This window comes from Dokdonella soli (assembly GCF_039523175.1).
Classification (GTDB): domain Bacteria; phylum Pseudomonadota; class Gammaproteobacteria; order Xanthomonadales; family Rhodanobacteraceae; genus Dokdonella_A; species Dokdonella_A soli.
In genome coordinates, this window is the sequence record NZ_BAAAEU010000008.1 from 125,244 (window position 1) to 147,442 (window position 22,199).

Below are 22,199 nucleotides of genomic sequence, written 5' to 3' on the forward strand. Positions count from 1 at the left end.
GTTCGTGGTCTGCAGGCGACAGCGCTCTCGACCTTCGTGTGAGAATACCGTTGTGAAGGCCCTCCCATAGCCTACGTCGCGAGAGTACGCAATGGCTGCTCCTAGCTCGGATGCCGACAAGCAACGCCGCGATCTATACGCGATTTCGATCGGCGCCATTCTCTACAACTTGGCGGGTGGCCAATTAAAGCCGGAGTCGAGCACACTCTTCGGCGCGGTCACGCTTGCGAGACCGGGAGTTCTGCTCTGGGGCGCGGCTGTGCTTTGGGCGTATTTTCTCTGGCGATTTTGGCTTGCGACGCAGGGCGCGATTCATGACCTCCGCGCCGACGTGGATGCAGCAATTTATCGGTCTCGGACGTTTGCAGAATTCACGCGACGCCGGCTTTTGGCCGTAAAGATTTACTTGGAAAATCGAGCGCAAGAAAGAGATGCCGGGAGACTACAGCTCAACCCAAGTGAGTCAAAGCAGCTGCGAGAGCAACTGGACGAGCTCGATGAAGTGCTCGCGATGCCGCATGTTGTCTTCGACTTCGATGGGCAAACATTTCTGTCAACGTTTAAGAGCTTTTTCGTAGTCAACGAGGATAGGTCCCCAGTAGCGAACATCCTTAGTGCAGGCAACGGAGCTTTAGATGCTGCCACGGCCGCCGCGCCGTGGCTGGCCCGCGACAGGTGGAGAGTGGTCGCCCGTGCAACATTGGTGGCGCTTGGGACGAAACGTGTTTTCTCGGATAGCTTCCTTCCCTACCTCGTCGCCATTTGCGCGCCATTGACACTCGCGGCCCGGCTTGTATGGCATTGGGCCCGCCAATAGATGACCCGCTCCATGTGGTACTGCGGATTCCGTCGACCAGACGGCATGTAGTAGTGATCACCGCGAGAGATCGTCAGTGCTTGTCCGGATTGCGCTCACCACCGGCCTCTTTCGCGTCAGACGAATCTTGCATCGCGACGGGCGAGGCTACGGCCAAGAACATGGCGACTAAAGCCAGAACAGCGACATCCGCATGAGATGCATCCAGTAGGAGGCCATGACAAAGACGATTTCTCAGATTGATGCCGTGCTCCCCCACTAGGGCGCAAACAAGAAAGCGCCGCCATGATTCGTCGACGCGCCCTTGCATTGCTTGGATGAGATCTCCAAGCGGTCTGAAGCCTCCTCTTTGTTCCGCCGTTGCAATGTCTAACACTACTCCGCCGTCCGACTCCACACATGAGCGAGCGAGCGATTCGATCGCAGGGATCAGCATCATCGCTACAGCCATCGGCGGGGCACCTTCCCACCAATGCAGAAGCGAATCCGCAACCAGGTTTGACGCGGCGGCGTTCGCATTCTTGGCAAGGAGCGCGCTACGAAGCTCCGCGGGTTCGATCGTAAATCTGACTGGAAGGTACTGAAGTACTGGCTCGACGAGAAACGTCGCGTCGAGCTGGACTGCGCATCGTTCGATTTCGCCGAGCTGCTGATCGAATCGCTGCTGCTCAGATTCCACGGGGCGCGCCTGGTTCGTCTCTGGGTCGACAGATAGTTGTGTCGCGATGTTCCCAAGAAGACTCCTACCCAACAGGTCCCGGGCAAGTCCCCGGTTTGCTGCATCGTCACCCGAGGGCGACGCTCTTTGGAGTAGGCGCCCAATTGCTTCCCACCAAGTGGGTGCCGCCAAGAACGCCTCCTGAGTTCGCCGAACTGCCATCTCGTCGACGGGCTGCAATGCCCTAATCTCCTTGAATCCCACAGTGGCAAGGTCGATAGCGCGAATCCTTTGCAGCAGAGGCCCCCGAATCTCCGGCAGATGCTCCGCAACTACGCTGGCGCGCTGCAAATGAAGTAGCGAAGCGAGCCCCGTTCCATCGGCGTCTTCCGCTAGACGTTGCGCGTGCTCGACTTGCAAGGCGCGGAGCCGGGCGGGGTCTCCGGCCGCAAGGAGCCGTTCGAGGTCGAGAACCGCCTCATACAAGTAAGTGGTAGCTCCTAGCGTCGCCTTTGCCCTTACGATTCGCTGAGATAGGTCAGCAGGTCGGAATTCACTAGGCGCGTGGACGAGAAGTCTCAGGTATCCCATGGACACACCGGGTCGAGATATATCGTCAATCGTCCGATTGAATTGCCGTCCCGCAAGCGCATATGCGTCGGTGGTCAGGTCCCTATCGCGCAGCGCCCGGGCGAGCTCAGATGCTCGGGCTGCGCAGAGCATGCCCTCCAGTCCATCCCAACGATCAGCCAATTCCAGATAGGCCGCAATTGCATGCCGTGCAGCACGATCTGGTCGCGGCTGAAAGCGACGCTCCCAAACTAAATCGCCCAGACGCGCGATAAGGACCGCTTCGGTGGATAGGGCAAAAGCGTGCGACCAAAGAGCGACCTGAGCGTCGCTGACGCCCTCCAAGTTCTCAAATCGGCCCTCAGTGCCGAAATCGTGTGGGCGCTTAAGATAGAGACCGAAGGCGATTCGAAGCGCTTCAACAACGGTCGAGTTGCCATCCGAAATCGCGTCCAACAACTCACATACCTGCGGAAATCTGGACACTGCAGCGGCGCTTGCACTGAGTGCGGCCATCATCGCATCTATGCTGGCCGCCTTTCGAGGTGCGTCATTCACAAGGACGGCCCATCTCCTTCAGCAGGCTCTCAGTCCGCAAAAATTCACGGAGACCCGCTTCCAGCTTGGATTTTGTGTCCTCGATTTGAATGAATACCTGTTCTTTCTTACGTGGAGATGGCTCGCTCGATGTGAAATCAGCAACGGCGCGGTTGAATTCATTGAATCGCCCGATTGCCTCTTCATGGAGCGCTAGAAGCGTGGCCGGGAGGAGCAACCGAATCCGTCCCTCACGAGACGCCCACTCGTTGATAATCTCCCGAAGCTCAACCATGAACTCATCTTTCGTTTCAACCATCTTGCCGTCAGGCTCTTCTTTGCGCGCATCGGCTCTCGCCGTGCGCTGGCAGAGACGATAGTGTCTATAGAACATCGAGTAATAGTCGAGTATCAGATCAAGGTGGTGCTCGTACGCCGATTTGACAATGCGCATTTCATGTCGCAAGGATTCAAGCTTTGCATCGAGTGCGGCCTTCTCTGCCTGAAGTATTCGGCTCGCCCAGAGATTTCCCAGCCAGGTGGCGAGACCAATCACGATTACAGCGCCGCCGCCGAAACTCGCAAGAATTAGGGTGGCCAACCTAAAGACATCGTTTGTCGACATTTTGGGGCCAGCGCCTCCAGCGGGATCGATGGTTGTCTCAGGCCGCCAGCTATTCAGGCTGGCAGTTTAGCGTCGCGGCCATTTCATCACCTTAGGGCATCATCCACGGATAACGCAAAGTCTTGAATATTTTCAAGACCTTCGTCAGTCACCGCAATCTCGTCGTTGCAGACTTTGTATTCGATAGACGAGGCGACTGACATCTGCTGAAGTAGGTGGCGGGACAGATTGACGTAAAGGTGTTCGTAGACGCCCTTGTAGCCAACATCACCGTCGTACTCTGGTTCACCTACGACAACTCTCTTGCCGTTGATCAGCCAGGCGAGGGAGCGACACTTGAGGTACCTCCACTCGTCACTTTTGGAATCGACCCCCATGGTCAACTCTCGTAGCTTCTTGTTCTTGACCACGGCTAAGAATGTCAGCCCGGGCGAGCCCTCCTTTTGCGGTGCCCCACCGATTATCTTGGTGACACCCTCGAACTTGTCATAGGTGATGTACGGCTCGCGTGCGATTGCCGCGTGGCATAGGAAAAGCGCGGCGACGATGATCGCGTATCTCATGACTCCTCCCGTGGCGCGGCAATTTGAAAAATCCAGAATGAAGATCGCATGTCGTCTTGGAACTCAAGCAGCCAATCGGTGCTCATAGTACGGCCGGTCACGATCGTCGAGTATTGCGTATAGAGCGGCGAGGTTTGACCGATCCGGATTCAGCCAGGCATCAACATGCTCGGACTTGATCGGAATGATGCAGCGGTCGTGCCCAGCGGCAGCAACTTCGGGCGGCGGATCGTCGGTGATCGCAGCGAAGGAAAGGAGATCCGGTTCGTCCCTTCCGGTCCAATGCGACCACAAGCAAGCGATCAGCATGTCTTGCTGAGGTCTCGACCGAAACTCCAGGACCACGTTCTGCTCCTTCCCGTCCGGCGCCAAGTCGCGGTGTTCCATCGCATAGCGGCTAACGTTCTCAAAAAAGGCGTTCGCGACGATGGTGCCGTGTGAGTATCCGAAAAGATCTTTCCAGTAGCCACCCAGGCTATCTCTTCGCGCGTTGTATGTGCTCGGCAGCTTGACGTCGTTGAATGATGGCTTGCCCGCTGGGCGACATTGGTAGCGCATTAGCTTCACGACGCGACGGCCGTTCTCGACGATCATCACGGGGGCGTACCAGCCGGGGAAGATGCGGGAATCTTCGTGCGAGCCGTCACGGTCGCTGCCCGCGCATTGTCTCCCCGGACTTTGGCCGTCCGCAATCTTTGGTTGATCACGAACGGCGAGCGCAACGCACGAAGCAGAGGGCGAGACACGCCAACTAAAGGAAAGCCGCCGAGCCAGAACACCCCGCTCAGCTATCGAAACCGTTCGCAAAGATCGGGTCTGGGAGGGCGAGGTAAATTTCATCGAAGGCCGTGTTGCCGCCGTAATAACCTGCGCCAATGCTGCAATTGGCCGATTGGGCGTCTGCCGCGGTAATGAAACTCCATTGGTAGGACGACTGCCACGTCGGTGGTCCACCATCACCGACGTAGTACACTTGGGTAACCGCGGGGGCCGCAGAGTCCCCCGTCATGCAATTCGTGTCGCGGTAGGTCATGCAGGTCATCTCGAAGTCGTCTCCAGTCGGTCCGACTGCATCCAATGCCTGAAATCCAATGTTGTATTTGATCTGCGATGTGACCCTGAAGCAGCTGCTGGTGATATGCGCATCGCTGGCCATAGGAAATGCAATCGAGCCGGTGCCGTCGCCGGTTGCTCCCGAGCCGCTCCAGGAGCATGCGCTAGCGCATGTCCAGCCTGCTATCGACGTCGCGAAGTCGCCATTCGGGATCAGATTTCCCGGCGTGCTGGCGGCGATGGTGTGAAACACGGCGACGAGGCCGAGGCCGAGGCCGAGAAAGCGAGTGCGGCTCTTCATGGCTTCCTTGATTGAGGATGTCGGCAGGCGCACAGCGCGCGATTTGCGGCATCCTCGGAACAAGGTCGCCTGACAGCGATCATAGCGCATCGCTCATTCGACCCGTGACGATTTCGAGCGCAGCTCAGTTCAACGTTCGTCGATCTCCCAAACGCACCCACATCCTTACCACCTCGCACGCCTCCTCCTCCTTCGAGGCGTGGCACAGCTCGAAGCCTGGCCCATCGATGCCGCAATAGTCGGCGTACAGCGTGATCGGCGCGGCGTGATCTCGGTCAGTAATGTGTAACGTTTCGTCATGCGATAGCCCCCCGGCTGCTGCGTGGCATGTTGCTGTTCAAGCGGCGGTTGAGCGCGTCACCGATGGCCGAGCCGATCGCGGCGGCATTGCTGCTATTGATGCCGTGCGTGCTGTGTCCGGTCGGAGTGCCCGGACCTTGACCATTGATCGCGGCAACTACACGCATGAAGCCGTCCTTGAGTTCCTGCACAATCGACTTCGTGTTGTTTCCGCTGGAATCGGTCTGCTTCTGGATCGCCGCCATGTACTTTGCAAAATCGGCATCCGATTTGATGCCCAAGCCCTTTTCAATGTCGGCCTGCTTGACGCCCATGTCCTTGATGACTTGCTGGACCGTCTCACCCTTGGCTGCGGCGATCTCCGCGATCTGCTGCGCGAGCGTCTGGTACTGAGTCAGGGTCGCCGCCGCTTGAAGGGTGGCCTGTTCTTTGAGCAGCGCATCGAGCCGCGCCTGATCCGCGGCCGTGAACGAGCTGCTGCTACTGCTAGAACCTCCTGCGCCAGCGCCTCCGGCGTGCTGCGTATGGTCGCCGATCGCCTAGACCTGATTGAACAGGTCCACATAAGCTTGGCTACTGGCGTAGAGCTGGCGACCGATTGTCAGCACCTGCGACGGCGTGACCGTGCCGGCCATCTACCCCTGCAAGGCGATTTGCAGTTTCTGCGCGTCGTTCAGCGGCGACAGGTTGCCGAGCAGCAGCGCAATCGCGGCCGTCGCGTTCTGCGCCGCAGACTGCATCGCGCTGCCGAACGATTGCACCGAGCTGGTCGCGTGACCAGCCAAGCCTTGCAGGCGCGAAATCTCGGCGCTGACTTCCGACAGGCTGCCTTGCGTGGTCAGCCCGAGCGAGAACGCCAGTGATTGCGCGGACGCTTCGAGCTACGTCACCAGCGCCGCCATCTGGTTCGCGGCTTGCTGGTGGATGTTGACGAGATCGGAGGTTGCGGCCCCTTCCGCTCCCGCGGCCTTCGCCAAGGCGTTCGCCTGGTCGATATTGGCCTTCATCGTGTCGTTGATCTTCGCGAGTCCCGCCTCGAAGTTGTCAACGTAGGTGGCCGCCGGCTTGAACTGCGCCGTGAATTTGTCGTACGCGTTCTGTGCGGCGGCGAGACGCGCATACGTCTGCGTCAGCGACTCGCCGGCCGATTGCAGGCCCTCCACGAACTTCATCACGCTAACCAGCGTCGTGCCGGATTGCGACGCGAGGAAATGCAGGCCGTTCTTCAGGTCGGTGTTGGCCGCCTGCGCAGCGCCCGCGAAGTCCTGCACGCCCTTGAACAAGGCATCCGCGTTGCCCTGCAACTTGGAGACGAACTGCGACGCGCCGAGACCCATCTTGTCGAGCACGGCGAGGAAGCTATCCGCCTGTAACCGCTCGGCGAACTGCGCCTGCGTTTCGTTATGGTAGGTCTGGCCGAGTACAACGGACGTGGTATCGCCCGTCAGCTTGCCGTTCTTGTCGAATTTGGCGCTGAACGTGCCGCCTACAACCGTTGCGGCCGTTTCTCCGAATTGCTTGGCGAATGCGGTAACGCCCGATTTCAGCTAATCATAGAACGCCGTCGCGGCATCCTTCGCCTGCTGGCTCGGATCGACCGTTTTCCAGTCCCACCACGAGCCGCCGAACAGCGGCTTTTTGCCCTTGATGGACAGCCCTTCCGTCGCGGTAGCGCCCGAGCTGGTGACATTCAGACCCGCTTCGCCGCCCTGGACCTTGCCGGCAGTTCCGAACAGGCCGCCGCCCGTGAGCATGTCCACCGCCATTGCAGCGAGCGCGATCCATCCGACGACGGGGATGGCGGCCATGCCAGCCGCCGCGCCGGCGCCGAGGGTGGCGCCGCCCGCCATCGCAGCGCCGCCCGCCGCCAATCCTGCGCCGGCAAAGTAGGTGCCAACACCGTAGGCAGCGCCGCCCGCCAAGCCAGCCGCGCCACCGCCCGCATTCTGGAATTCGTTGTAGCCGGCATAGATGCCGCCTGCGACGCCCAGCGCCTATCCGAACCCCGAGCCGTAGCCGCCATATCCGGGGACAGACGTGCCGCCGTAAGGCATGTTCACGCCCATGCCGCCGACATTCATCACGGAGCCGGAGTTACCCGCCCAGAAATCCGTGGCGATATTCCCCATGCCGCCGCTGAATCCCTGCCATAGCGTTTTGCCAGCTCCGTAGATGCTGGTTGCGTCGCCGAACAGGCTGTTCGCCGTTCCGCCACTGGCCGTCGAAGTGAAATTCGGCGAGCCGGATCCACCGCTTAGCAGGCTCATGCCGGCCTGCGCCACGCCACCATACGAAAACCCGTAGGCGTTCCCGCTGCCGAATAGGGACGATACGAGCGGCCCCAGCACTTTGAGCTTGAGGTATTCGCCAATGATCTGCGCGATGAAGTTCTTGACCGTGCCGATGATCGATTGGCCGAGGTCGTGCCAGGATTTGATCTAGCCGGTGAAGAATTGGCCGAACGCGTCGGTAAGCGATGTCAGGCCGGACTCGGCGATGCGCTGGTATTCCTCCTGAGCCTTCGTCACATTCTTGATGGCCGCTTCGTTGGCAATGATCGCGGCATTGATAGCGAGCAGATCCGGCTTTTGTTTCGCCAGCGCATCCGTCAGCTTTTGGAGGTCGGTGATATGCACGCCATAGAGGTCGTGGCCCTCTTTCAGAGCCCTGGCGATCTCCTTGTCGGTTTCAAGCTCAGCCTTTTGCATTGGGCCGAGCATCTGACCTGACGCAATGATGCTTTGGAGCTTCGTCACCTACTGATCGATGATGTCGTTCTTTTCACGCAGCGCCTGCACGGTGTCGTCAGCAGCCTTCGCGGCATCCTGCTCGCCCTACGTGTACTCGGCGATCTTCTTGTTGTACGCGTCCTAGTTGATGACCCCGTTCACAAGCTCGGTGTTTGCGGCAACCATCGCCGTCTCAAAGTCGTTCACTTCCTTGTTGAACTTGTTCTGCGCCGCCAAGTAGGGGCCGGCCAATCCCTCGGCGAGAGATGCGGCCAGGCCGTCCGCCTTCTAGATAGCCGCAGCGGCTTTCTGAAGGATGCTAGTTAGGGTAGCCTCATCCTGCGAATGCTCGCGGGCCGCGCCGCTCGCGCCCTTGTGGGCAGCCGACAACGCATCAAGCCGTCCCTGCAATGACACGGCCTCTGCGGCCTGCTGACGCATGGCTTCCGCAGTTGATGCCGCAGCCTTCTCGTTCATTCCCTGCGTTCGTGCTGCAATTGCCTGCGCAAGCTCATATTCCTCTACAGCCTTCTTGCCCTTGCCGTAGGTTTCAACCTGCTCCCTAAGCTTGGCCGTGTGCGCCGCCATCTTGTCCGAATAGGCGGTGATATCAGCAAGCCCGGTCTGCGTCATGCTGTGAAACAGCGCGAATTGTTCGTCGAGCTGCTTGGCGATGGATGCCGCTGCCAGCGTCTTGTTCAGTCGTTCGCTGGCAGCGGTCAGCTTGTCAACATCATCCGCCGCACGTACTGCAGCAAACGCCAATGCGTCCGAATGCGCGACGTTGTACTTGAGCGCGTCAGCAAGTTGTTTTGATGCGTCAGCCGCACGCGTCTGCGCCTGCTCTAGCGCCTTGATTCCCTCATCTGCCTTGGTCTGCGCTAGACGTAGCGAGGAATCCGTTACATGGTCCAGAGATCCGGCCAACTGATCGGATGCCTTGTTAAGCGAATCTGCCGCCTTCTCGGCATCGTTCTGCCGCGTTGCGAGGTAATAGATCGCCGCGCCAGCCGCGAGAATGACCGTGGGCCAGCCTCCGATCATGGCGAACAGGCCGGCACCGGCGCGTGCGAATAGGCCCATTGCGCCAGTCGCTTCGGCTTGCGCAACGACAAGGCGTTGCTTTGCTACCGCCAGCTCATTCGTTGCAACCGTCTCCGCCTACTCGGCCGAGGCCGCGCGCAGCATTCCGGCCGCGATCTGGCTTTCCAGTTCGGCAATGCGCTGGCCCACCGGGAGCAAGGCAATGTCTGCTTCGGCGAGCGCGTTCGTTTCCATCAGGCGAGCGGCGGCGGCCCGTTGTAGCTGCAATTCCGATTGCGCGAGGTCAAGGTTGGAATCGATGCGGGCGACAGTCGCGGCGACGGCCTGTTGCTTCGCTGCGGCGTTCGCAATGTCCGCCTCAGCGGAGGCCATCGCTGCCGTCTTGTACGCGCCCTGAGCCGTTACAGCGTCGCGCAGGACGTATGCAATCCCGCTGATCGTTTGCAGGCCCTTACCGCCGAGCCAGGCCGCCATCGCCCCGCCAGCCAGCTCCGCGGCCGTCGCCACGGTATCGATGTTGCGCGCAAGCCCGCTTATCGCATCCTTGACCAGTCCCGACACGCTGCCGGCCTGAGACGCTCGGCCAATGTATTGCTCGACAGCGTTGCTAAGCTCGGTCCAGACGCGCGCGAAGGTCTTGGGCATGTCCTGGAATCGGGCATCCACCTTGCCCGCTTCGTTTTCCAGCGCCTTCAACACTTGTTCCACGGGCAGGCCGGCGTGGACCATCGCCTCCAAGCCCTTCACGTTCGTTCCCAAACCTTCCGCCAGCACGCGGGCCAGGTCCGGCATCTGCTGCATCATCATGCGCAGTTGACGCGCTTGCAGCACGCCACCAGCCATGCCATGGACCATATCCGTGATTGCGCGCGTGGCCTCTGCCGTAGTCGCGCCGGAAATGGTCATTTCCTGATTGAGCGTCTTGCTGATCGCGAGCGCTTGCGCCTGCGAGTCGATTTGCGACTTGCCGGTTCCCTCGATGACTTGCTCAAGCCGCTGGTAAATCTTCGCGGTGTCGTCCAGCGCGCGGCCGGTTTCCTGCGAGATCGAGAACAGGCGATCTTGGATCGCGACCAGCTATTCCGTGCTGGAGCTGGTCGTCAGGATGCGATTGGTGACGTTCTGGTACTGATCGGCAACGTCCATGAGCTGACGGGCTGCGCCCGTACCGAGCCCTACGCCGAAGACGCTGGCAACGACGCCTTGCAGGCTGGCGAACTAGCCCTGCAATGCTGCGACCTGGGACGAGACGCCGCTGAAGTCGGACCCGCTTCCTACCTTGTTGATCGCGACGTTGATGTTAGCGACCGCACTCTGCGTCATCCCGACCGCGCGGTCTAGATCGCTCGAAAGCGTGGCGGTATTCGCGCCAATCGTAATTGCTAGCTCGCCAAAGCCGCTCATGTTCACTTGCCCCTATATGGATTCTTGCGACCTGCTGTGCGTTCCTCGCGCGCGCACGCGCGTGGCGATTTGTCTCGATTTAGCGAAGCTCAGTGGCCATCGCGTATGTCGTTGGACGAGCGTTAGAGATTTTCGTCCCCATACCCCCGGCCATTGCCGTTGCAGCGCGCCTCAGTTGGGTTTGCAGAAGAATCGGTCTAGCGGATCCTCTTCTTCGCCGTCGTCATGGTTCACTTTGGTTTCGTCGACTGGCGTTGCGCCGAGCTTGGACAGGATCGAGCTAAGCGCCTGCGTGGCAGACACTCCGAACTCAGCCTCATCCATCTTGGCGGTCCAGATGCAGGCGAGGCGGAGAAGCGGGCGGTGCGAGCTGTTCAGCCAGGGAAGTTCTGAGCCGTATTCTTTCCAAGCCTCTTGCTACTTGGCCGTCATGCTCGGATAGGGCGCGCCAAGCGGGCGCATACCCTTGGGAGACTTGCGATTTGCGAACCTCCCCGGATGAATCAGCGCGGAGCCTGCGACTGCCGCTTTTGCCGAGGGTAGCCTATGTCGTGCCATTTCATACCTCGTCCGACGAATTGGAGATGCGCGAAGTTTGGGAAGCCCACGTATGTCGGTCAGGCGAACCTAGAGATTTCATGGCCTATACCCCCTCAAGCAGTCTCTTTGCCCCTTTGGACACGTTGCAAGACCGGCACAAACACTGCGTGTTGTGCCATGTGTGAGTGCCTCCGAGCGATAGCGGAATGACGTGATCCAGCTATGGTGCGTTTCGCTAGGTAGAACCCCTCAGCTCGATAGGGGTCGCTATGCCACACATTCCGCATTTCCAGCCGGCTCGCTCGAAGACGATAAGCGGATCAATCTTGTCCGTCTGGCCGGCCGTGGCACCGCGCCTAATTGCCCGGCTCGCGGACTTGACTGCCCTTTGGTCGCTTGCATGCTGCTTCTGGGCGCACTCCAGGCATCGTTTATCGCGAGGTCCGAAGCGAGTGCGCTGCCGGAATTGGATATGGCAGTCGAGGCAAGTCCGGATCGTCCTTTCCTCTGCGGCCGCCAGTCTTGCCAGCTACGCTCTCGTGGCGGCGCCGATAGCTGTCAGCCCACGCACCTCCACGGAGACGCGCGTGCGTGCTAGCCGGTAGCACTACCGGCTGCAATACGTTCCCGCGTGATCCCACGATCGATGCTTTCTGAGGCCGGTTATCCCGCAACCGACGCAGGCGACGAAGCTCTGCTGCTTCATCTTGGCAGCCTCATCGCGAACGGAATGCCATCAACGTCGCAGCCCTTGTTCGCTCGCCCCGCTGTCTTGGCGCTATGGCACGACCTGCAGAGGGGCTACAGGTTGTCGAGGGCGTTGTTCCAGCTGTCCTCGTCGATGTGATCGACATCAGTTGCTGGAGTGATCCTGCCTATCAGGCTACATGCTCTGCATAACGGCTCGCCAGACAACACGGCTTGGCGGATAGTGCGCCACGTCTTGCTGTAAGTCGAGAACTTCCGCTTGTCCTAGCGTCCGTACTTGCTCATCAGGCTGCACTCGTGGGCGCTACGCCGCCGTCTGGTTTGATGCCGTTCTCGCCCTTCCACTTGGCCTGCGCCCGGCGAGCGGCACGGTTCGGCTTGGCTTCTGGCGAAACCTGCAACGGCGTCTGCAATGCCTGCAACGGCGGTGCCTGGGCGGGTGCGTCTGGCCTTTGATACTGGGCGACCACGCCGCCGCACGCGACGATCGCCTCAATGGCTCCAATTTCCCCAAGGAAGGCCAACGTGTGTGCCTTGAGGAATGTGGTCGCCTCAGGGCTGATGTCGGTCTGCATCCGGCAAATGCCCTTGGCGATGGAGTTGGCGCGCTCGAAAAACTCGATCTGGTGGCCCATGAGCGCTAGTTGCGCGATGGGGTTTGGTGCTGCGGCACTGGGTTGGCTCATCTGCTGACTCCGATGGTGAGGTGGATCGGTCAGGCCGCCTGTTTCCGCGCAGCCATCCGCTGCGCCATCCAGCGGTCGATCTCGTCGGCGGCCCATGCCGTCGTTCGGGTGTGAAGGCGTACGGGGGCTGGGAACTGGCCGGCAGCGACCCAGCGGTACAACGTTGCCTGCGAGATACCAATGCGCGCCCTTACTTGCGGTGCGCGTTCAAATCGACGATCCATAGCGAATGCCTCCTGGTATGGAATGAATGCAGTTAAGAATCCAATGGGCAAAAAAATTCGGGCTTCCTTTCAGGTGGTGAGTCTTCAGTGAGTTGTGCGTGAGCGCTCATTGAACCCGGCCATAGCCTGAGCGGTGAACTCTCGATCGCCGTGACTCCCGGTGGTTCACCGTGATCCGCCGTGGAAAATGGTGAAACTGCCCCCGGAGGGTCGGGATACCTCGACTTACTTGCTCCCCTATTTACATAGGGCGACCTCGGGACAATGGGCGCGGGGATGGAAAACCCGTAGCGCTCCACGTGAAACTGGCCAATGTTGGCGAGCGGCCGCCAGGTCTCGCGCGGTCGCCGTTCTGAATCGGTCAGCGCTACGCCGGATTCTTTCTCGACTGACAGCATCTCGCCGCGAGAGCATCCGTTGTCGAATATCACGCCACGCGCTAGCGGCGTTTTCCATGCTTGAGGCTTTTTGGCCGCGCACCGAAATGCCGGGTTGTGCTCAGGATCGGCCTCGATCAAGGTGCAGGGCGCGAATCCGCCGCGGTGCCGCACTTCGAGCGCGTCCAGAGCCTGCGGCGAATCAGGCCCGAACACGACGCACGGCGCAGGTGCGGGCTTCGGCCGTCGATACGCTCTTTTCTGCTTCTTTGAAAGATCGATCGGGACGGCGGCCAAAGCAGGCGGCCGCAGAGGCTGCGGTCGCTGGCCGAGCACGCGCAGCACTTGGAGCGATGTTGCCGCAAGCTGGCCAATCAGGAACGCCTCCGCAATCCGGACATGCCGGCGAAACTCGTCGCGCGCGACGCCGTACATCCTGGCCACTTCATCCGTCGCAGGCGGTCGGCGGATCAGTCGCCGCCAGGCATGCGACACGGCGTTGTCTCCCACGCCCAGCGCACGCGCAATAGCAAAGGCATGCGGCAGTTCGGTCGCGTCGGTAGCATAGGCGGCGAGCAGCGCCACCTTCCGCGTATCAATCGTCGCGAACGACAATGCCGCCAGCACTGCCGGGTTCGGCGCGGCGCCCGGAACGGCGACAGCAGAACCGACCCTCCATTTTTTCCCTCGCCGCAGCTTGTAGTCGCGCTCTTCGTGAACAACACGGTTGTGCAGCGGCTTGCCGGTAGGCTGCGCGATGAAAACCGCGCCCTCGGACTCCTCGCCGGTATCCTCGTCGACCGCGGTGTAGTAGGCGGATCGCCAGCCGCTCCCGTAGCCGAGCGCTGCGGCGAGCATGCGAGTGGCGGTCTCGATAGCTGCCCATTGCCGCGAAGTGGCGCGGATGCGCTCCAGCGTCATACTCTGTCTCTCAGGCCGTCCGCCGTCGATCATGCGTGGTTGTCCTTCGGGTTATCCTTGGTTCGCCCGGGCCTCGCGAATCCTCGCGAACATTCATCGAACTGCGCATTGCGCCGGGGTTGACGGCATTGCGATGCGAACGCAATGCGAACGCATCAGGTGGTTTGCCGTGCTGACGTCCTGCCAACCTGCGCGGGCCTAACGCGCGCTAACGCGTGACGTCACCGTGACGTCGCGTTCCTGACGGTCCGTGCACGCTTCGTTCAACGATTCGCTTCAGATTCGCTAGCGTCTGTTCACGGACCTAGCCAGCTCGGCGGAACGGGATTGGAGCGCATACCGGCCGCGGACGTGGCCCGCATCGTGGGCGCCACAAGTTCGCTGGCAGCACTATCAGGCTGCATCCGCCGGCGAGCGTCGCGCGCTGTGGCGGACACGTCCGGTTGTTCCAGCCCGCCGTCTTCATCGCCAGCGCAAGCACTTCATCCACGCTGCCAGCCCAAGCCGGCAAACCCGGCGGGTTTCTTCCGGGTTTTCCAGCGCGCGAATTTTTGCCGCCGGCCTTTGGAGCAAGAGATTTGAAGCAGAAAGACAACTGCGGACCGTCCACAAAACCCCCTAGTACCTGGTAGATATATATAAAGGTCTCCGGATTCCGGTGTTAGGCGGCCTTTGAAATGGCCGTTTTAGCACCGGATTCCGGTGTTAGGTGGTCAACAATTGAGCAATTCGACGGTTCGCTAGCACCGGAATCCGGTGTTTTAGTCTCCGTAATCCGGTGTGGCGTTTTTTTGGCCCATAGGTTCGAGGCGACCTGCTCGACGGGGTAATCGTGCTTACCGTTACACTCGTCGATCGGCCACCAAGTGATCGCATACAGATTGCAGCCAATGCCCATGCCGCCCTGTTTCGTTTTCACGATCCAGCCGTGTTCGAGCAGGTATTCCAGCGCATACCGCATCGTGTCCTCGCTCTTCCATCGACCAGACTTGCGAAGGAGGGCCGGGGATAGATCGCCGTTGTTCTTTCCGTTGTATTGCCTTGCAAGGTCGATCAGCATTTTCAGCGCCGAGCCCTTGAGCGCGGCGAACCGCAGCGAATCGATGATGTGATGGTGCAGCTGGAGGAAGGGCATGCCTTTTCTGCGCCCCACGTACCTCGATCGCTTCTTCGGATTGATTGCCATTGCGTCCCTCGGCAATGCCAGCATGGATCGTGCTGGCGCAGCCTGCTGATTTCAGCCCACGTGCTCGCGATCAGGCCGCGCGTCCGAGTCGGGCTTCCCCTTCACTGATATGGGATTTGGTGTCGCTACGTAGGACCATCACATGGTCTGCAAGCTCGCTGAGCGAATGCAGCAGCCATCCAACATTGGCCATGTCCTCACGTTCGACGGGTTCGTTGCCGTGCGTGTGCGCATGCCATATCAGCTTTCCAATGGCGCTCATGCCGAATAGCAGGTTGGGAAGCACGTTGTCGGCGGCACACTCTATGCGCGCCATGTCCTCGCAGTCGCTGGCCGCGACAATCAAATCTTGCATACCTGGAATGCTCATGAGATCTCCGATGTTTGAATGTGGCGGCGTAGGGCGACCAATAGGCTTTGCAGACCGACGAGACTTCGCGCCACGCCGTTGATCTGAGATTCGCGGATGGGGGAGAGCGGCCAGCTATGGACTTGGGCGTAGAGCGACTCGGCGCCTACGCCTATCTGGTGAACGATGGTTCCGGTGTCTGGCGCGATCATTTCGTGCCCCCGCAGCAGATCCCCGCCCGGACATCAACAGTGGCGGTCATGCAGCCGCCCTCCTTTCGCCTTGCTCTAGCGCAGCGATGAAGGCCTCTAGCGCCTTAGCCGACACCATGCGCCGGCGACCCGCCTTGAAGGTTTTGAGGGAGCCATCCGCGATAGCGCAATAGATGCGCGTACGCGTCAGGCCGGTTGCTTCGCAGGCTCCCTCGATGGTGTAGGCGAGCCGATGTTCGATGTTCTTGCTCATGGGTTCCTCGCGGCTGTGTTGCAGCTGACAATTGCTTCACGTGAAACATTGACATTCATTGAAACTCAATGAATCACACTAGAACTCTGGCATAGAATTCTATTGCATGCAAGTGGCAGGCTGTTAGAATTCATTGGCATACAGGAGCGGACATGAGCGCGCAGACGAGAACCCCCAAGGAGCCAAGGTCGCAACGGAAGACGGAGGCGCTTTCCATTCGGCTGGATCAGCGCACGAAATACGGCTTGGAGCTTCTTGGGCGAGAACAGCGGCGGCCTGTTGCCGGAGTGGCGGAGTGGTGTATCTGGGAATCGTTCCGTCGAGAGACGGTTCGTAACTATGCGGGCACGCCAATTTCGTTAGAAAAAGTCCTAAGCGAGCTGTGGTTGTCGAGCGAACTGGAAAGGTTGATCACATTGGGTTTCATCTATCCGTCGCTTGCGACCTTTAGCGATGACCGAATGTTTCGTGTATTAGTCGAGACGCCTGAACTGTGGACAGACGCAACAAACGTTCACTCGGCAAACTCGTTCAAGATGCGCGCGATCCTTCCTCGGTGGGAGTTTCTCAAGCCGATCCTTGTTGCCGCCTCCGAAGGCGCACGCCCGCTCCTTCCACTTAGCCGCGAAGAGCTGGCTAGTGTTGGGCTGTCGGAACTAGTTGCAAACAGGTAGCGAGCGCACCGCGCAAAGAGCCGCGCACTAGCCGTAGTTTTGGCATCGCGCGGGGTGGGACATGCGTTTCGACAGCCGGCCTTGTGCTCCGGCGCTAGGTGGGCGTAACGCATCGTCATCGCGATGTCGCCATGCCCGAGCACCTCGCGCGAAGTGTTGAGGTCGACGCTGGCCGTGGCGAGCTTGGATGCGAAGGTGTGCCGCAGGTCGTGAAAGCGGAAGTCTTCGAGCTTCGCCGCGCGCCATGAGTGCGCCCCAGGCTTTCGCGGCGCATATCAGTTTGAACAGGCGTCCATCCGGCTCCTGCTTCTTCCAACCGCTTCAACACCGCGAAGGCCTCGCTGTTCAGCGGGACATGCCGCGCCTTGCCGGACTTCGCATAGCCTGCCCGCACGCTTGCCGGCGAGGCTTGCTCGCACGTCAGCCAGCGCGCCGGAAGGGGACAACGACGGCACCGCTGCGCAGACCGTCGAGATAGTTCGCCCAGGCCTGCATCATCCGCACGCGCTCGTCCAAGTATTGCGCCGCGTGTGTGTAGGCTTCGCGCACCTTGTTCGATTCGGCATGCGATAGCTGGCGCTCGATTGCGTCGGCATTCCAACCCTGCTCGTTCAATAGGGTAGCCGCCATGCTGCGGAAGCCGTGGCCCGTCATTTCTTCGTTGCTGTAGCCGAGGCGACGCAAAGCAGCGTTGACGGTGTTCTCGCTCATCGGTCGCGACGACGAAAGCATTCCAGGGAACACGTGGCGACCTTCGCCCGTGATCTCGAACAGCTCGCGGAGCAACGCGACGGCCTGCTTCGATAGCGGCACAAGATGCGCGCTGTTCATCTTCATGCGTGCGGCGGGGATGCGCCACATGGCGCGATCCAGATCGATTTCAGACCACTCCGCGTGCCGAAGCTCCCCTGGCCTTACAAACACCAGCGGCGCGAGCTTGAGCGCGTACAGGGTCACTTGCTGGCCGCTGAATCCGTCGATCGCACGAAGTAGCTCGCCGACCCTCGCCGGGTCGGTGATGCTGGCGTGATGTTTCGGCCTGGGCGACTTCAATGCGCCGCGCAGCGACGGGGTTGGATCGTTCTCGCACAGCCCTTCGAGAATGGCATGGCGAAAGACTTGGCCGGCCTTCACGCGCGCGCGCTTCGCTGTTTCAAGCTTGCCGGTCCGCTCGATTTTGCGAAGCGTTATCAGCAACTCGCGCGAGGTGATCTCGCGAATAGGGCGGTTGCCGAGGTCGGGAAGCAGGAACGTCTCCATGATCCAGCGGTTCTTGTTCGCGGTGACGTCAGCGACTTCTTGCCGCGCTATCCATTCGCGAGCGATGGCGCCGAAGGTCTGCGCGTCCGGCACGATGGCCGGAGTCCTTTTCTTCTCTTGTCGCTGCGCGCTCGGGTCGATCCCTTGGCGAAGGAACCGGCGTGCGTCATCGCGAAGGTTCCGGGCTTCGCTCGCTTTTACGTCTGGATAGGTGCCGAAACTCAGCATCTTCGCCTTGCCGTTGAAGCGATAACGGAAGCGCCAGCGCAGCGCTCCGGCTGGTGGAACCTCGATCGCCAAGCCGCCACCATCGGCGACCCGATACAAAGATTCGCGGCGGGTCAGGGTGCGCAGTTTGACGTCGGTCAGCATGTGAGTAACTTCCGGTCAGGCCACGTTAGTGGCACCCAAGTTACTCAAATCTTACTCACATTGCACGCTTGCTGGAGCGGAACGCAACAGGACTAACCCGGACGCCAGGCGTAAAAAAACCCGCGTTTTTGGCGGGTTTATTAGCTTGTCGTGTACTCTACGGGATTCAGTGGAACGTTGCGAAACACTAGATTGGTGCCGAAGGCGGGACTCGAACCCGCACGCTTTTAAGGGCGGTGGATTTTGAGTCCACTGCGTCTACCAATTCCGCCACTTCGGCCCATCAACGCGGCGGTCGGCCGCGCGGGTCGCGCAGTATAAGGCAATCACGCGCAATCCTGTAGGAGCGGCTTCAGCCGCGATGCCTTGTCTTTGTGCGGTAAAAAGGCATCGCGGGCTGCTCCTACGGTTCAGTGAGTGTCGTCCAGCGCGAGCTTGCAGTTGTCGCGCACATACCAGCCGGCGTCGGCCGGGTAGAACTTCGAGCAGAGGTCCAGCGGGCGGCGATAGATGTGCAGCGAAACCGCGATCGCATCGTCGCTCGGATTCATGATCGTGTGGTACTCGTGCGGTGGGATCAGGCTTCCGGCTGAACCGGCGCCTGCGTTCATCGTGCCGCGCGGTTCGAAGCGGTAGCGGCCGTCCTTTGATTCCATCAGCTCGTACGGAGTGATCTCGAGGAAACCCTGCCAGACGCCCTCGACGCACCACATGCCGGCATGGTCGTGGATCGGCGTGCCTTGGCCGGGCCCCCAGGTCATCGCGACGACGCTGTAGCCGTGCTCGTCACTGCGGTACAGCTCGCGTCGCGCGTAGTGGTCGTTCTCGCGCTCGAACACACAATCGGGCAGGCGCACGTGCGGGTCGCGGATCAGCCGGCACAGCGCATGGCGCAACGAGTCGGTGACGGCGGCCTGATCGGGGAGCGCGACGGCCGCATCGATCGCATCGATCAGCTGGCGTGCTCCGGGGAATTCAAGCGAAAGCATGAGGTTGTCTCGGCTGGAAACACACCGCCGTGGCGGCGTTCTCGGGGAGTCGATTCTACAGCGTGGCCAGAAAGCCTGCGATGGCGGCGCCGAAGCGCGGGATATCGACGAGGAAGGCGTCATGGCCCTGCGGGCTGTCCAGCGCGACGAAATCGACGGTGGCGCCGTTCGCGCGCAAGCCGTCGGCGATCTGCTGCTGCTGAGAGAGCGGGAACAGGATGTCGGTTTCGACGCCGATGACCAAGGCGCGTTCGACATCGATGCGCTTCAGCGCCGCCTCGACGCCGCCGGTGCCGTGCTCGGCCAGGTCGAACCAGTCGCTGGCTCGCGACAGGTAGAGGTAGCAGTTCGGATCGAAACTGCGCACGAAGCGGCGCGCGTGGCCGGCGAGGTAGGACTCGATCTGGAACTCGACCGCGAACGGGTCCTCCTCGCGCTGTTCCGAGTCGAGTCGGATGCGCGCGAAGCGACCGACCCATTCCATGGCTGAGCGGTAGGTGATCACACCGAGCTTGCGCGCGATCGACATGCCGGCTTCGGGATAGTGCGCGTCGTCGTAGTGGCCGTTGTTCCAGTTCGGATCCAGGCGGATCGCCTCGCGCTGCAGCGAGCGGATCGCGATCGCGAACGGTTGCGCCTGCGGTGCGGTCGAGATGCTGATGTGCGCGCGCACGCTGCCGGGATGCTGCACGAGATAGGCGAGCGCGCTCATGCCGCCCATCGAGTTGCCGAGCAGGCAGCCCAGCCGTTCGATGCCGAGGCTGCGCACGAGTTCGTGACTGGCGTTGGCGACGTCCTCGAGGGTCAATTCCGGAAAGTCGAGGCGATAGGGCTGCCCGGTCGCCGGATTGGTGTCGGCTGGACCGGTCGACCCCTTGCAGCTGCCGAGCGTGTTCGCGCAGATCACGAACCACTGGTTCGTGTCGATGTACTTGCCGGGGCCGATCATGTCCTCCCACCAGCCCGGCGACGGATCGTCCGCATTTGAGGCCGCATGCGCGCTCGGCGAGAGCCCGGTCAGGATGAAGATTGCGTTGTCGCGTTCTGCGCTGAGCGTTCCCCAGGTTTCGTAGGCGAGGTGCGCACCGACGAGTTCGCCACCGCGTTTCATCGGGAACGGCGAGGACAGGGCGAACCATCGGCGGGCGTCGGACATGAGCGATCGGCACAGAAACGGAGCCGCAATGTAGCGGTACCTCGCGACCTCGCCAAGTCGGTCCTCGGCTGCGGCATCTGGTAGGTTAGGTTCAAGGGAAGAGCGGAGCGGGGGCGATGGCGAGCATCTATCAGTTGAAGCCGGCGTTTCAGCGTTTGCTGCGGCCGCTGGTGCGCACGCTTGCGCGCTCGGGCGTTACCGCAAATCGGGTCACGGTCGCGGCAGTCGTGCTCGCATTCGCGGTGGGCGCAGCGCTGTTCCTTTGCGCGGGCCATCGTGTGCTCCTGCTGCTGCCGCTTGCGCTGTTCGTGCGCATGGCGCTGAACGCGATCGACGGCATGCTGGCGCGCGAACACGGGCAGGCCTCGAAACTCGGGGCGATCCTCAACGAACTCGGCGATGTGGTTGCGGATGCGGCGATGTACCTGCCTCTGGCGCTGCGGCCGGAATTTCCTGCCGTACCACTGGTCGTGCTGGTGGTGCTTGCAATCGTCGTCGAAATGATCGGCGTGGTCGGCGTGCAGATCGGCGCGAGCCGACGCTACGACGGGCCGTTCGGCAAGAGCGATCGTGCCTTCATGTTCGGTGCGCTCGGCCTTGTTCTCGGCCTGGGTGCGCCGTCCGGCGCATGGCTGGGTTGGCTGCTCTGGACCCTGGTCGGGTTCTCGGTGCTGACGATCGTCAATCGCGCACGCCATGCGCTCGCCGAAGTCGGCGCGAAGGAGGGCAACGCATGACGAGCCTGCACCTGTGGATTCCGCCCAACGTGCTGTGGACGCTGGCCGCGATCGTGGCATTGCTCGTTGTCGCCACGGTCATCGTCGCGATCATGCGTCGCGGCGACACCGCGGACCGTCACGCCGAACTCGCCGCGCGCGTGCGCTCATGGTGGGCGCTGGTTGCAGTATTCGCGGTTGCGATCTCGTTCTCGCGCAATATCGCGATCGGCTTCTTCGCGATCCTGTCGTTCCTGGCGCTGAAGGAGTATCTCTCGCTGATACCGACCCGCCGCGCGGATCGTCGTGTCCTGTTCTGGGCGTACCTGTGCGTGCCGATCCAGTACGTCTGGGTCTGGCGCGAGTGGTACAACCTGTTCCTGATCTTCATTCCGGTCTGGGCGTTCCTGTGGATCGCGACGCGCATGGTGCTGCGCGGCGAAACCAGGGATTTCCTGCGGGCGGCCGGCACGATCCACTGGGGCCTGATGACGATGGTGTTCGGCCTCAGTCATCTGGCCTATCTGCTGGTGCTGCCCGAGGGCAAGCCGGTTGCCGCGCATGGCGCCGCGCTGCTGCTGTTCGTCGTGCTGCTGACCGAGTTGAATGACGTGTTGCAGTATGTCTGGGGCGGCACGCTCGGTCGGCGCAAGGTCATCGAGAGCGTGAGCCCGAAGAAGACGGTCGAGGGTTTGATCGGCGGCGTGCTGACGACGACGGTGATTGCATTCTTCCTGGCGCCGATGCTGACGCCGCTGACGCCGCTGCATTCGATCGCGGTCGGCCTGATGATCGGTTTTGGCGGCTTCCTCGGCGACGTCACGATCTCGGCGGTCAAGCGCGACATCGGCGTCAAGGATTCCGGTTCGCTGATCCCGGGCCATGGCGGCATTCTCGACCGCATCGACAGCCTGCTGTTCACCGGCCCGCTGTTCTTCCACTTCATGGCGTACTTCTATTTTTAGCGCGTGCCCG

The 22,199-nt window shown here is 61.0% G+C and carries 28 protein-coding genes, 1 tRNA gene and 1 pseudogene; 5 read left to right on the top strand and 25 right to left on the bottom strand.

Translation table 11 applies throughout. The features are described from left to right. Positions 1-91: 91 nt before the first annotated feature. Positions 92-817, top strand: a complete 726-nt coding sequence (locus ABD002_RS10260; RefSeq protein ID WP_343790499.1) for a hypothetical protein — start codon at positions 92-94, stop codon at positions 815-817. A gap of 73 nt (positions 818-890) precedes the next feature. On the opposite strand, the gene ABD002_RS10265 is transcribed toward ABD002_RS10260, so the two are convergent. From ABD002_RS10265 to ABD002_RS10290, 6 genes are all read right to left on the bottom strand, one after another. Next, positions 891-2,564 (bottom strand): hypothetical protein, encoded by a 1,674-nt coding sequence (locus ABD002_RS10265; protein ID WP_343790502.1) that lies wholly within the window; start codon positions 2,562-2,564, stop codon positions 891-893. Positions 2,565-2,595: 31 nt separating this feature from the next. Continuing rightward, complete coding sequence (locus ABD002_RS10270; protein WP_343790505.1) at positions 2,596-3,183, bottom strand: hypothetical protein; 588 nt, start codon at positions 3,181-3,183, stop codon at positions 2,596-2,598. Positions 3,184-3,293: 110 nt separating this feature from the next. Next, positions 3,294-3,770: a hypothetical protein gene (locus tag ABD002_RS10275; RefSeq protein ID WP_343790508.1), complete on the bottom strand. Its 477-nt coding sequence runs from the start codon at positions 3,768-3,770 to the stop codon at positions 3,294-3,296. A 63-nt stretch (positions 3,771-3,833) separates the two neighbouring features. Continuing rightward, entirely contained in the window at positions 3,834-4,610 is a 777-nt protein-coding gene (locus ABD002_RS10280; protein ID WP_343790511.1) for an SOS response-associated peptidase family protein, read from the bottom strand. Then, on the bottom strand, positions 4,555-5,214 hold the full coding sequence (locus ABD002_RS10285) for a hypothetical protein (protein ID WP_343790513.1): 660 nt from the start codon (positions 5,212-5,214) through the stop codon (positions 4,555-4,557). Before ABD002_RS10285 ends, ABD002_RS10280 begins: the two co-directional genes overlap by 56 nt. Before the next feature lie 206 nt (positions 5,215-5,420). Then, positions 5,421-5,738, bottom strand: coding sequence for a hypothetical protein (locus ABD002_RS10290; protein ID WP_343790516.1), 318 nt, complete (start codon positions 5,736-5,738; stop codon positions 5,421-5,423). A gap of 12 nt (positions 5,739-5,750) precedes the next feature. Here ABD002_RS10290 and ABD002_RS10295 point away from each other — a divergent pair, with 12 nt between their 5' ends. Beyond that, positions 5,751-6,287, top strand: coding sequence for a hypothetical protein (locus tag ABD002_RS10295; protein ID WP_343790519.1), 537 nt, complete (start codon positions 5,751-5,753; stop codon positions 6,285-6,287). Between the two features lie 18 nt (positions 6,288-6,305). Here ABD002_RS10295 and ABD002_RS10300 read toward each other — a convergent pair whose 3' ends face one another. The 14 genes from ABD002_RS10300 to ABD002_RS10360 all read right to left on the bottom strand — a co-directional run bounded on the left by ABD002_RS10300 (position 6,306) and on the right by ABD002_RS10360 (position 16,057). Next, on the bottom strand, positions 6,306-6,773 hold the full coding sequence (locus ABD002_RS10300; RefSeq protein WP_343790522.1) for a hypothetical protein: 468 nt from the start codon (positions 6,771-6,773) through the stop codon (positions 6,306-6,308). 198 nt (positions 6,774-6,971) lie between these two features. After that, positions 6,972-7,346 (bottom strand): hypothetical protein, encoded by a 375-nt coding sequence (locus ABD002_RS10305; protein ID WP_343790524.1) that lies wholly within the window; start codon positions 7,344-7,346, stop codon positions 6,972-6,974. Positions 7,347-7,418: 72 nt separating this feature from the next. Next, positions 7,419-7,691, bottom strand: coding sequence for a hypothetical protein (locus tag ABD002_RS10310; RefSeq protein ID WP_343790527.1), 273 nt, complete (start codon positions 7,689-7,691; stop codon positions 7,419-7,421). Positions 7,692-7,862: 171 nt separating this feature from the next. Continuing rightward, positions 7,863-8,180 (bottom strand): hypothetical protein, encoded by a 318-nt coding sequence (locus ABD002_RS10315; protein ID WP_343790530.1) that lies wholly within the window; start codon positions 8,178-8,180, stop codon positions 7,863-7,865. A 261-nt stretch (positions 8,181-8,441) separates the two neighbouring features. After that, positions 8,442-9,236 (bottom strand): hypothetical protein, encoded by a 795-nt coding sequence (locus ABD002_RS10320; RefSeq protein WP_343790533.1) that lies wholly within the window; start codon positions 9,234-9,236, stop codon positions 8,442-8,444. 78 nt (positions 9,237-9,314) lie between these two features. Next, positions 9,315-10,274, bottom strand: coding sequence for a tape measure protein (locus ABD002_RS10325; RefSeq protein WP_343790700.1), 960 nt, complete (start codon positions 10,272-10,274; stop codon positions 9,315-9,317). Positions 10,275-10,772: 498 nt separating this feature from the next. After that, the gene (locus ABD002_RS10330) at positions 10,773-10,925 is read right to left on the bottom strand and encodes a hypothetical protein (protein WP_343790536.1); all 153 of its coding nucleotides are present in this window, start codon (positions 10,923-10,925) and stop codon (positions 10,773-10,775) included. Positions 10,926-11,244: 319 nt separating this feature from the next. Further along, a complete protein-coding gene (locus ABD002_RS19690; RefSeq protein WP_379989188.1) occupies positions 11,245-11,361 on the bottom strand; it encodes an HNH endonuclease in 117 nt (38 codons plus the stop codon). Positions 11,362-12,133: 772 nt separating this feature from the next. Beyond that, the gene (locus ABD002_RS10335) at positions 12,134-12,535 is read right to left on the bottom strand and encodes a hypothetical protein (protein WP_343790538.1); all 402 of its coding nucleotides are present in this window, start codon (positions 12,533-12,535) and stop codon (positions 12,134-12,136) included. A gap of 29 nt (positions 12,536-12,564) precedes the next feature. Next, positions 12,565-12,759 carry a helix-turn-helix transcriptional regulator gene (locus tag ABD002_RS10340; RefSeq protein ID WP_343790541.1) on the bottom strand — a complete coding sequence of 65 codons (195 nt, stop codon included), beginning with the start codon at positions 12,757-12,759 and terminating at the stop codon, positions 12,565-12,567. Positions 12,760-12,791: 32 nt separating this feature from the next. Beyond that, on the bottom strand, positions 12,792-14,057 hold the full coding sequence (locus ABD002_RS10345) for a hypothetical protein (RefSeq protein WP_343790544.1): 1,266 nt from the start codon (positions 14,055-14,057) through the stop codon (positions 12,792-12,794). Positions 14,058-14,718: 661 nt separating this feature from the next. Further along, a complete protein-coding gene (locus ABD002_RS10350; RefSeq protein ID WP_343790547.1) occupies positions 14,719-15,243 on the bottom strand; it encodes a hypothetical protein in 525 nt (174 codons plus the stop codon). 70 nt (positions 15,244-15,313) lie between these two features. Next, positions 15,314-15,613 carry a hypothetical protein gene (locus tag ABD002_RS10355; RefSeq protein WP_343790550.1) on the bottom strand — a complete coding sequence of 100 codons (300 nt, stop codon included), beginning with the start codon at positions 15,611-15,613 and terminating at the stop codon, positions 15,314-15,316. Between the two features lie 237 nt (positions 15,614-15,850). After that, positions 15,851-16,057 carry a helix-turn-helix domain-containing protein gene (locus ABD002_RS10360; RefSeq protein WP_343790553.1) on the bottom strand — a complete coding sequence of 69 codons (207 nt, stop codon included), beginning with the start codon at positions 16,055-16,057 and terminating at the stop codon, positions 15,851-15,853. A 152-nt stretch (positions 16,058-16,209) separates the two neighbouring features. On the opposite strand from ABD002_RS10360, the gene ABD002_RS10365 reads away from it, so the two are divergent. Next, complete coding sequence (locus ABD002_RS10365; protein ID WP_343790556.1) at positions 16,210-16,731, top strand: hypothetical protein; 522 nt, start codon at positions 16,210-16,212, stop codon at positions 16,729-16,731. Between the two features lie 98 nt (positions 16,732-16,829). On the opposite strand, the pseudogene ABD002_RS10370 reads toward ABD002_RS10365, so the two are convergent. The 5 genes and pseudogenes from ABD002_RS10370 to metX form a co-directional block, all read right to left on the bottom strand. Beyond that, positions 16,830-16,961: pseudogene (locus ABD002_RS10370) on the bottom strand (tyrosine-type recombinase/integrase); the annotation flags it as partial. 190 nt (positions 16,962-17,151) lie between these two features. Continuing rightward, entirely contained in the window at positions 17,152-18,363 is a 1,212-nt protein-coding gene (locus tag ABD002_RS10375) for a tyrosine-type recombinase/integrase (protein ID WP_343790559.1), read from the bottom strand. Between the two features lie 193 nt (positions 18,364-18,556). Next, a tRNA-Leu gene (locus tag ABD002_RS10380) sits at positions 18,557-18,643 on the bottom strand. A gap of 130 nt (positions 18,644-18,773) precedes the next feature. Further along, entirely contained in the window at positions 18,774-19,352 is a 579-nt protein-coding gene (locus ABD002_RS10385) for a cysteine dioxygenase family protein (RefSeq protein ID WP_343790562.1), read from the bottom strand. 55 nt (positions 19,353-19,407) lie between these two features. Continuing rightward, on the bottom strand, positions 19,408-20,508 hold the full coding sequence (gene metX, locus ABD002_RS10390; RefSeq protein WP_343790565.1) for a homoserine O-acetyltransferase MetX: 1,101 nt from the start codon (positions 20,506-20,508) through the stop codon (positions 19,408-19,410). A gap of 116 nt (positions 20,509-20,624) precedes the next feature. Here metX and ABD002_RS10395 point away from each other — a divergent pair, with 116 nt between their 5' ends. After that, positions 20,625-21,245: a CDP-alcohol phosphatidyltransferase family protein gene (locus tag ABD002_RS10395; protein ID WP_343790568.1), complete on the top strand. Its 621-nt coding sequence runs from the start codon at positions 20,625-20,627 to the stop codon at positions 21,243-21,245. Beyond that, positions 21,242-22,189: a phosphatidate cytidylyltransferase gene (locus ABD002_RS10400; RefSeq protein WP_343790571.1), complete on the top strand. Its 948-nt coding sequence runs from the start codon at positions 21,242-21,244 to the stop codon at positions 22,187-22,189. Before ABD002_RS10395 ends, ABD002_RS10400 begins: the two co-directional genes overlap by 4 nt. The last annotated feature ends 10 nt before the right edge of the window (positions 22,190-22,199 follow it).

Excerpts from the sequence above, each read along its gene's own strand:
- ABD002_RS10260 (WP_343790499.1), top strand. The coding sequence starts at position 92 with ATGGCTGCTCCTAGCTCGGATGCCGACAAGCAACGCCGCGATCTATAC.
- ABD002_RS10265 (WP_343790502.1), bottom strand. The coding sequence starts at position 2,564 with ATGATGGCCGCACTCAGTGCAAGCGCCGCTGCAGTGTCCAGATTTCCG.
- ABD002_RS10275 (WP_343790508.1), bottom strand. The coding sequence starts at position 3,770 with ATGAGATACGCGATCATCGTCGCCGCGCTTTTCCTATGCCACGCGGCA.
- ABD002_RS10280 (WP_343790511.1), bottom strand. The coding sequence starts at position 4,610 with ATGAAATTTACCTCGCCCTCCCAGACCCGATCTTTGCGAACGGTTTCG.
- ABD002_RS10285 (WP_343790513.1), bottom strand. The coding sequence starts at position 5,214 with ATGCGCTATGATCGCTGTCAGGCGACCTTGTTCCGAGGATGCCGCAAA.
- ABD002_RS10290 (WP_343790516.1), bottom strand. The coding sequence starts at position 5,738 with ATGGGCGTCAAGCAGGCCGACATTGAAAAGGGCTTGGGCATCAAATCG.
- ABD002_RS10310 (WP_343790527.1), bottom strand. The coding sequence starts at position 7,691 with ATGAGCCTGCTAAGCGGTGGATCCGGCTCGCCGAATTTCACTTCGACG.
- ABD002_RS10320 (WP_343790533.1), bottom strand. The coding sequence starts at position 9,236 with ATGGGCCTATTCGCACGCGCCGGTGCCGGCCTGTTCGCCATGATCGGA.
- ABD002_RS10330 (WP_343790536.1), bottom strand. The coding sequence starts at position 10,925 with ATGGATGAGGCTGAGTTCGGAGTGTCTGCCACGCAGGCGCTTAGCTCG.
- ABD002_RS10335 (WP_343790538.1), bottom strand. The coding sequence starts at position 12,535 with ATGAGCCAACCCAGTGCCGCAGCACCAAACCCCATCGCGCAACTAGCG.
- ABD002_RS10340 (WP_343790541.1), bottom strand. The coding sequence starts at position 12,759 with ATGGATCGTCGATTTGAACGCGCACCGCAAGTAAGGGCGCGCATTGGT.
- ABD002_RS10345 (WP_343790544.1), bottom strand. The coding sequence starts at position 14,057 with ATGACGCTGGAGCGCATCCGCGCCACTTCGCGGCAATGGGCAGCTATC.
- ABD002_RS10350 (WP_343790547.1), bottom strand. The coding sequence starts at position 15,243 with ATGGCAATCAATCCGAAGAAGCGATCGAGGTACGTGGGGCGCAGAAAA.
- ABD002_RS10355 (WP_343790550.1), bottom strand. The coding sequence starts at position 15,613 with ATGAGCATTCCAGGTATGCAAGATTTGATTGTCGCGGCCAGCGACTGC.
- ABD002_RS10360 (WP_343790553.1), bottom strand. The coding sequence starts at position 16,057 with ATGAGCAAGAACATCGAACATCGGCTCGCCTACACCATCGAGGGAGCC.
- ABD002_RS10365 (WP_343790556.1), top strand. The coding sequence starts at position 16,210 with ATGAGCGCGCAGACGAGAACCCCCAAGGAGCCAAGGTCGCAACGGAAG.
- ABD002_RS10375 (WP_343790559.1), bottom strand. The coding sequence starts at position 18,363 with ATGCTGACCGACGTCAAACTGCGCACCCTGACCCGCCGCGAATCTTTG.
- ABD002_RS10385 (WP_343790562.1), bottom strand. The coding sequence starts at position 19,352 with ATGCTTTCGCTTGAATTCCCCGGAGCACGCCAGCTGATCGATGCGATC.
- metX (WP_343790565.1), bottom strand. The coding sequence starts at position 20,508 with ATGTCCGACGCCCGCCGATGGTTCGCCCTGTCCTCGCCGTTCCCGATG.
- ABD002_RS10395 (WP_343790568.1), top strand. The coding sequence starts at position 20,625 with ATGGCGAGCATCTATCAGTTGAAGCCGGCGTTTCAGCGTTTGCTGCGG.
- ABD002_RS10400 (WP_343790571.1), top strand. The coding sequence starts at position 21,242 with ATGACGAGCCTGCACCTGTGGATTCCGCCCAACGTGCTGTGGACGCTG.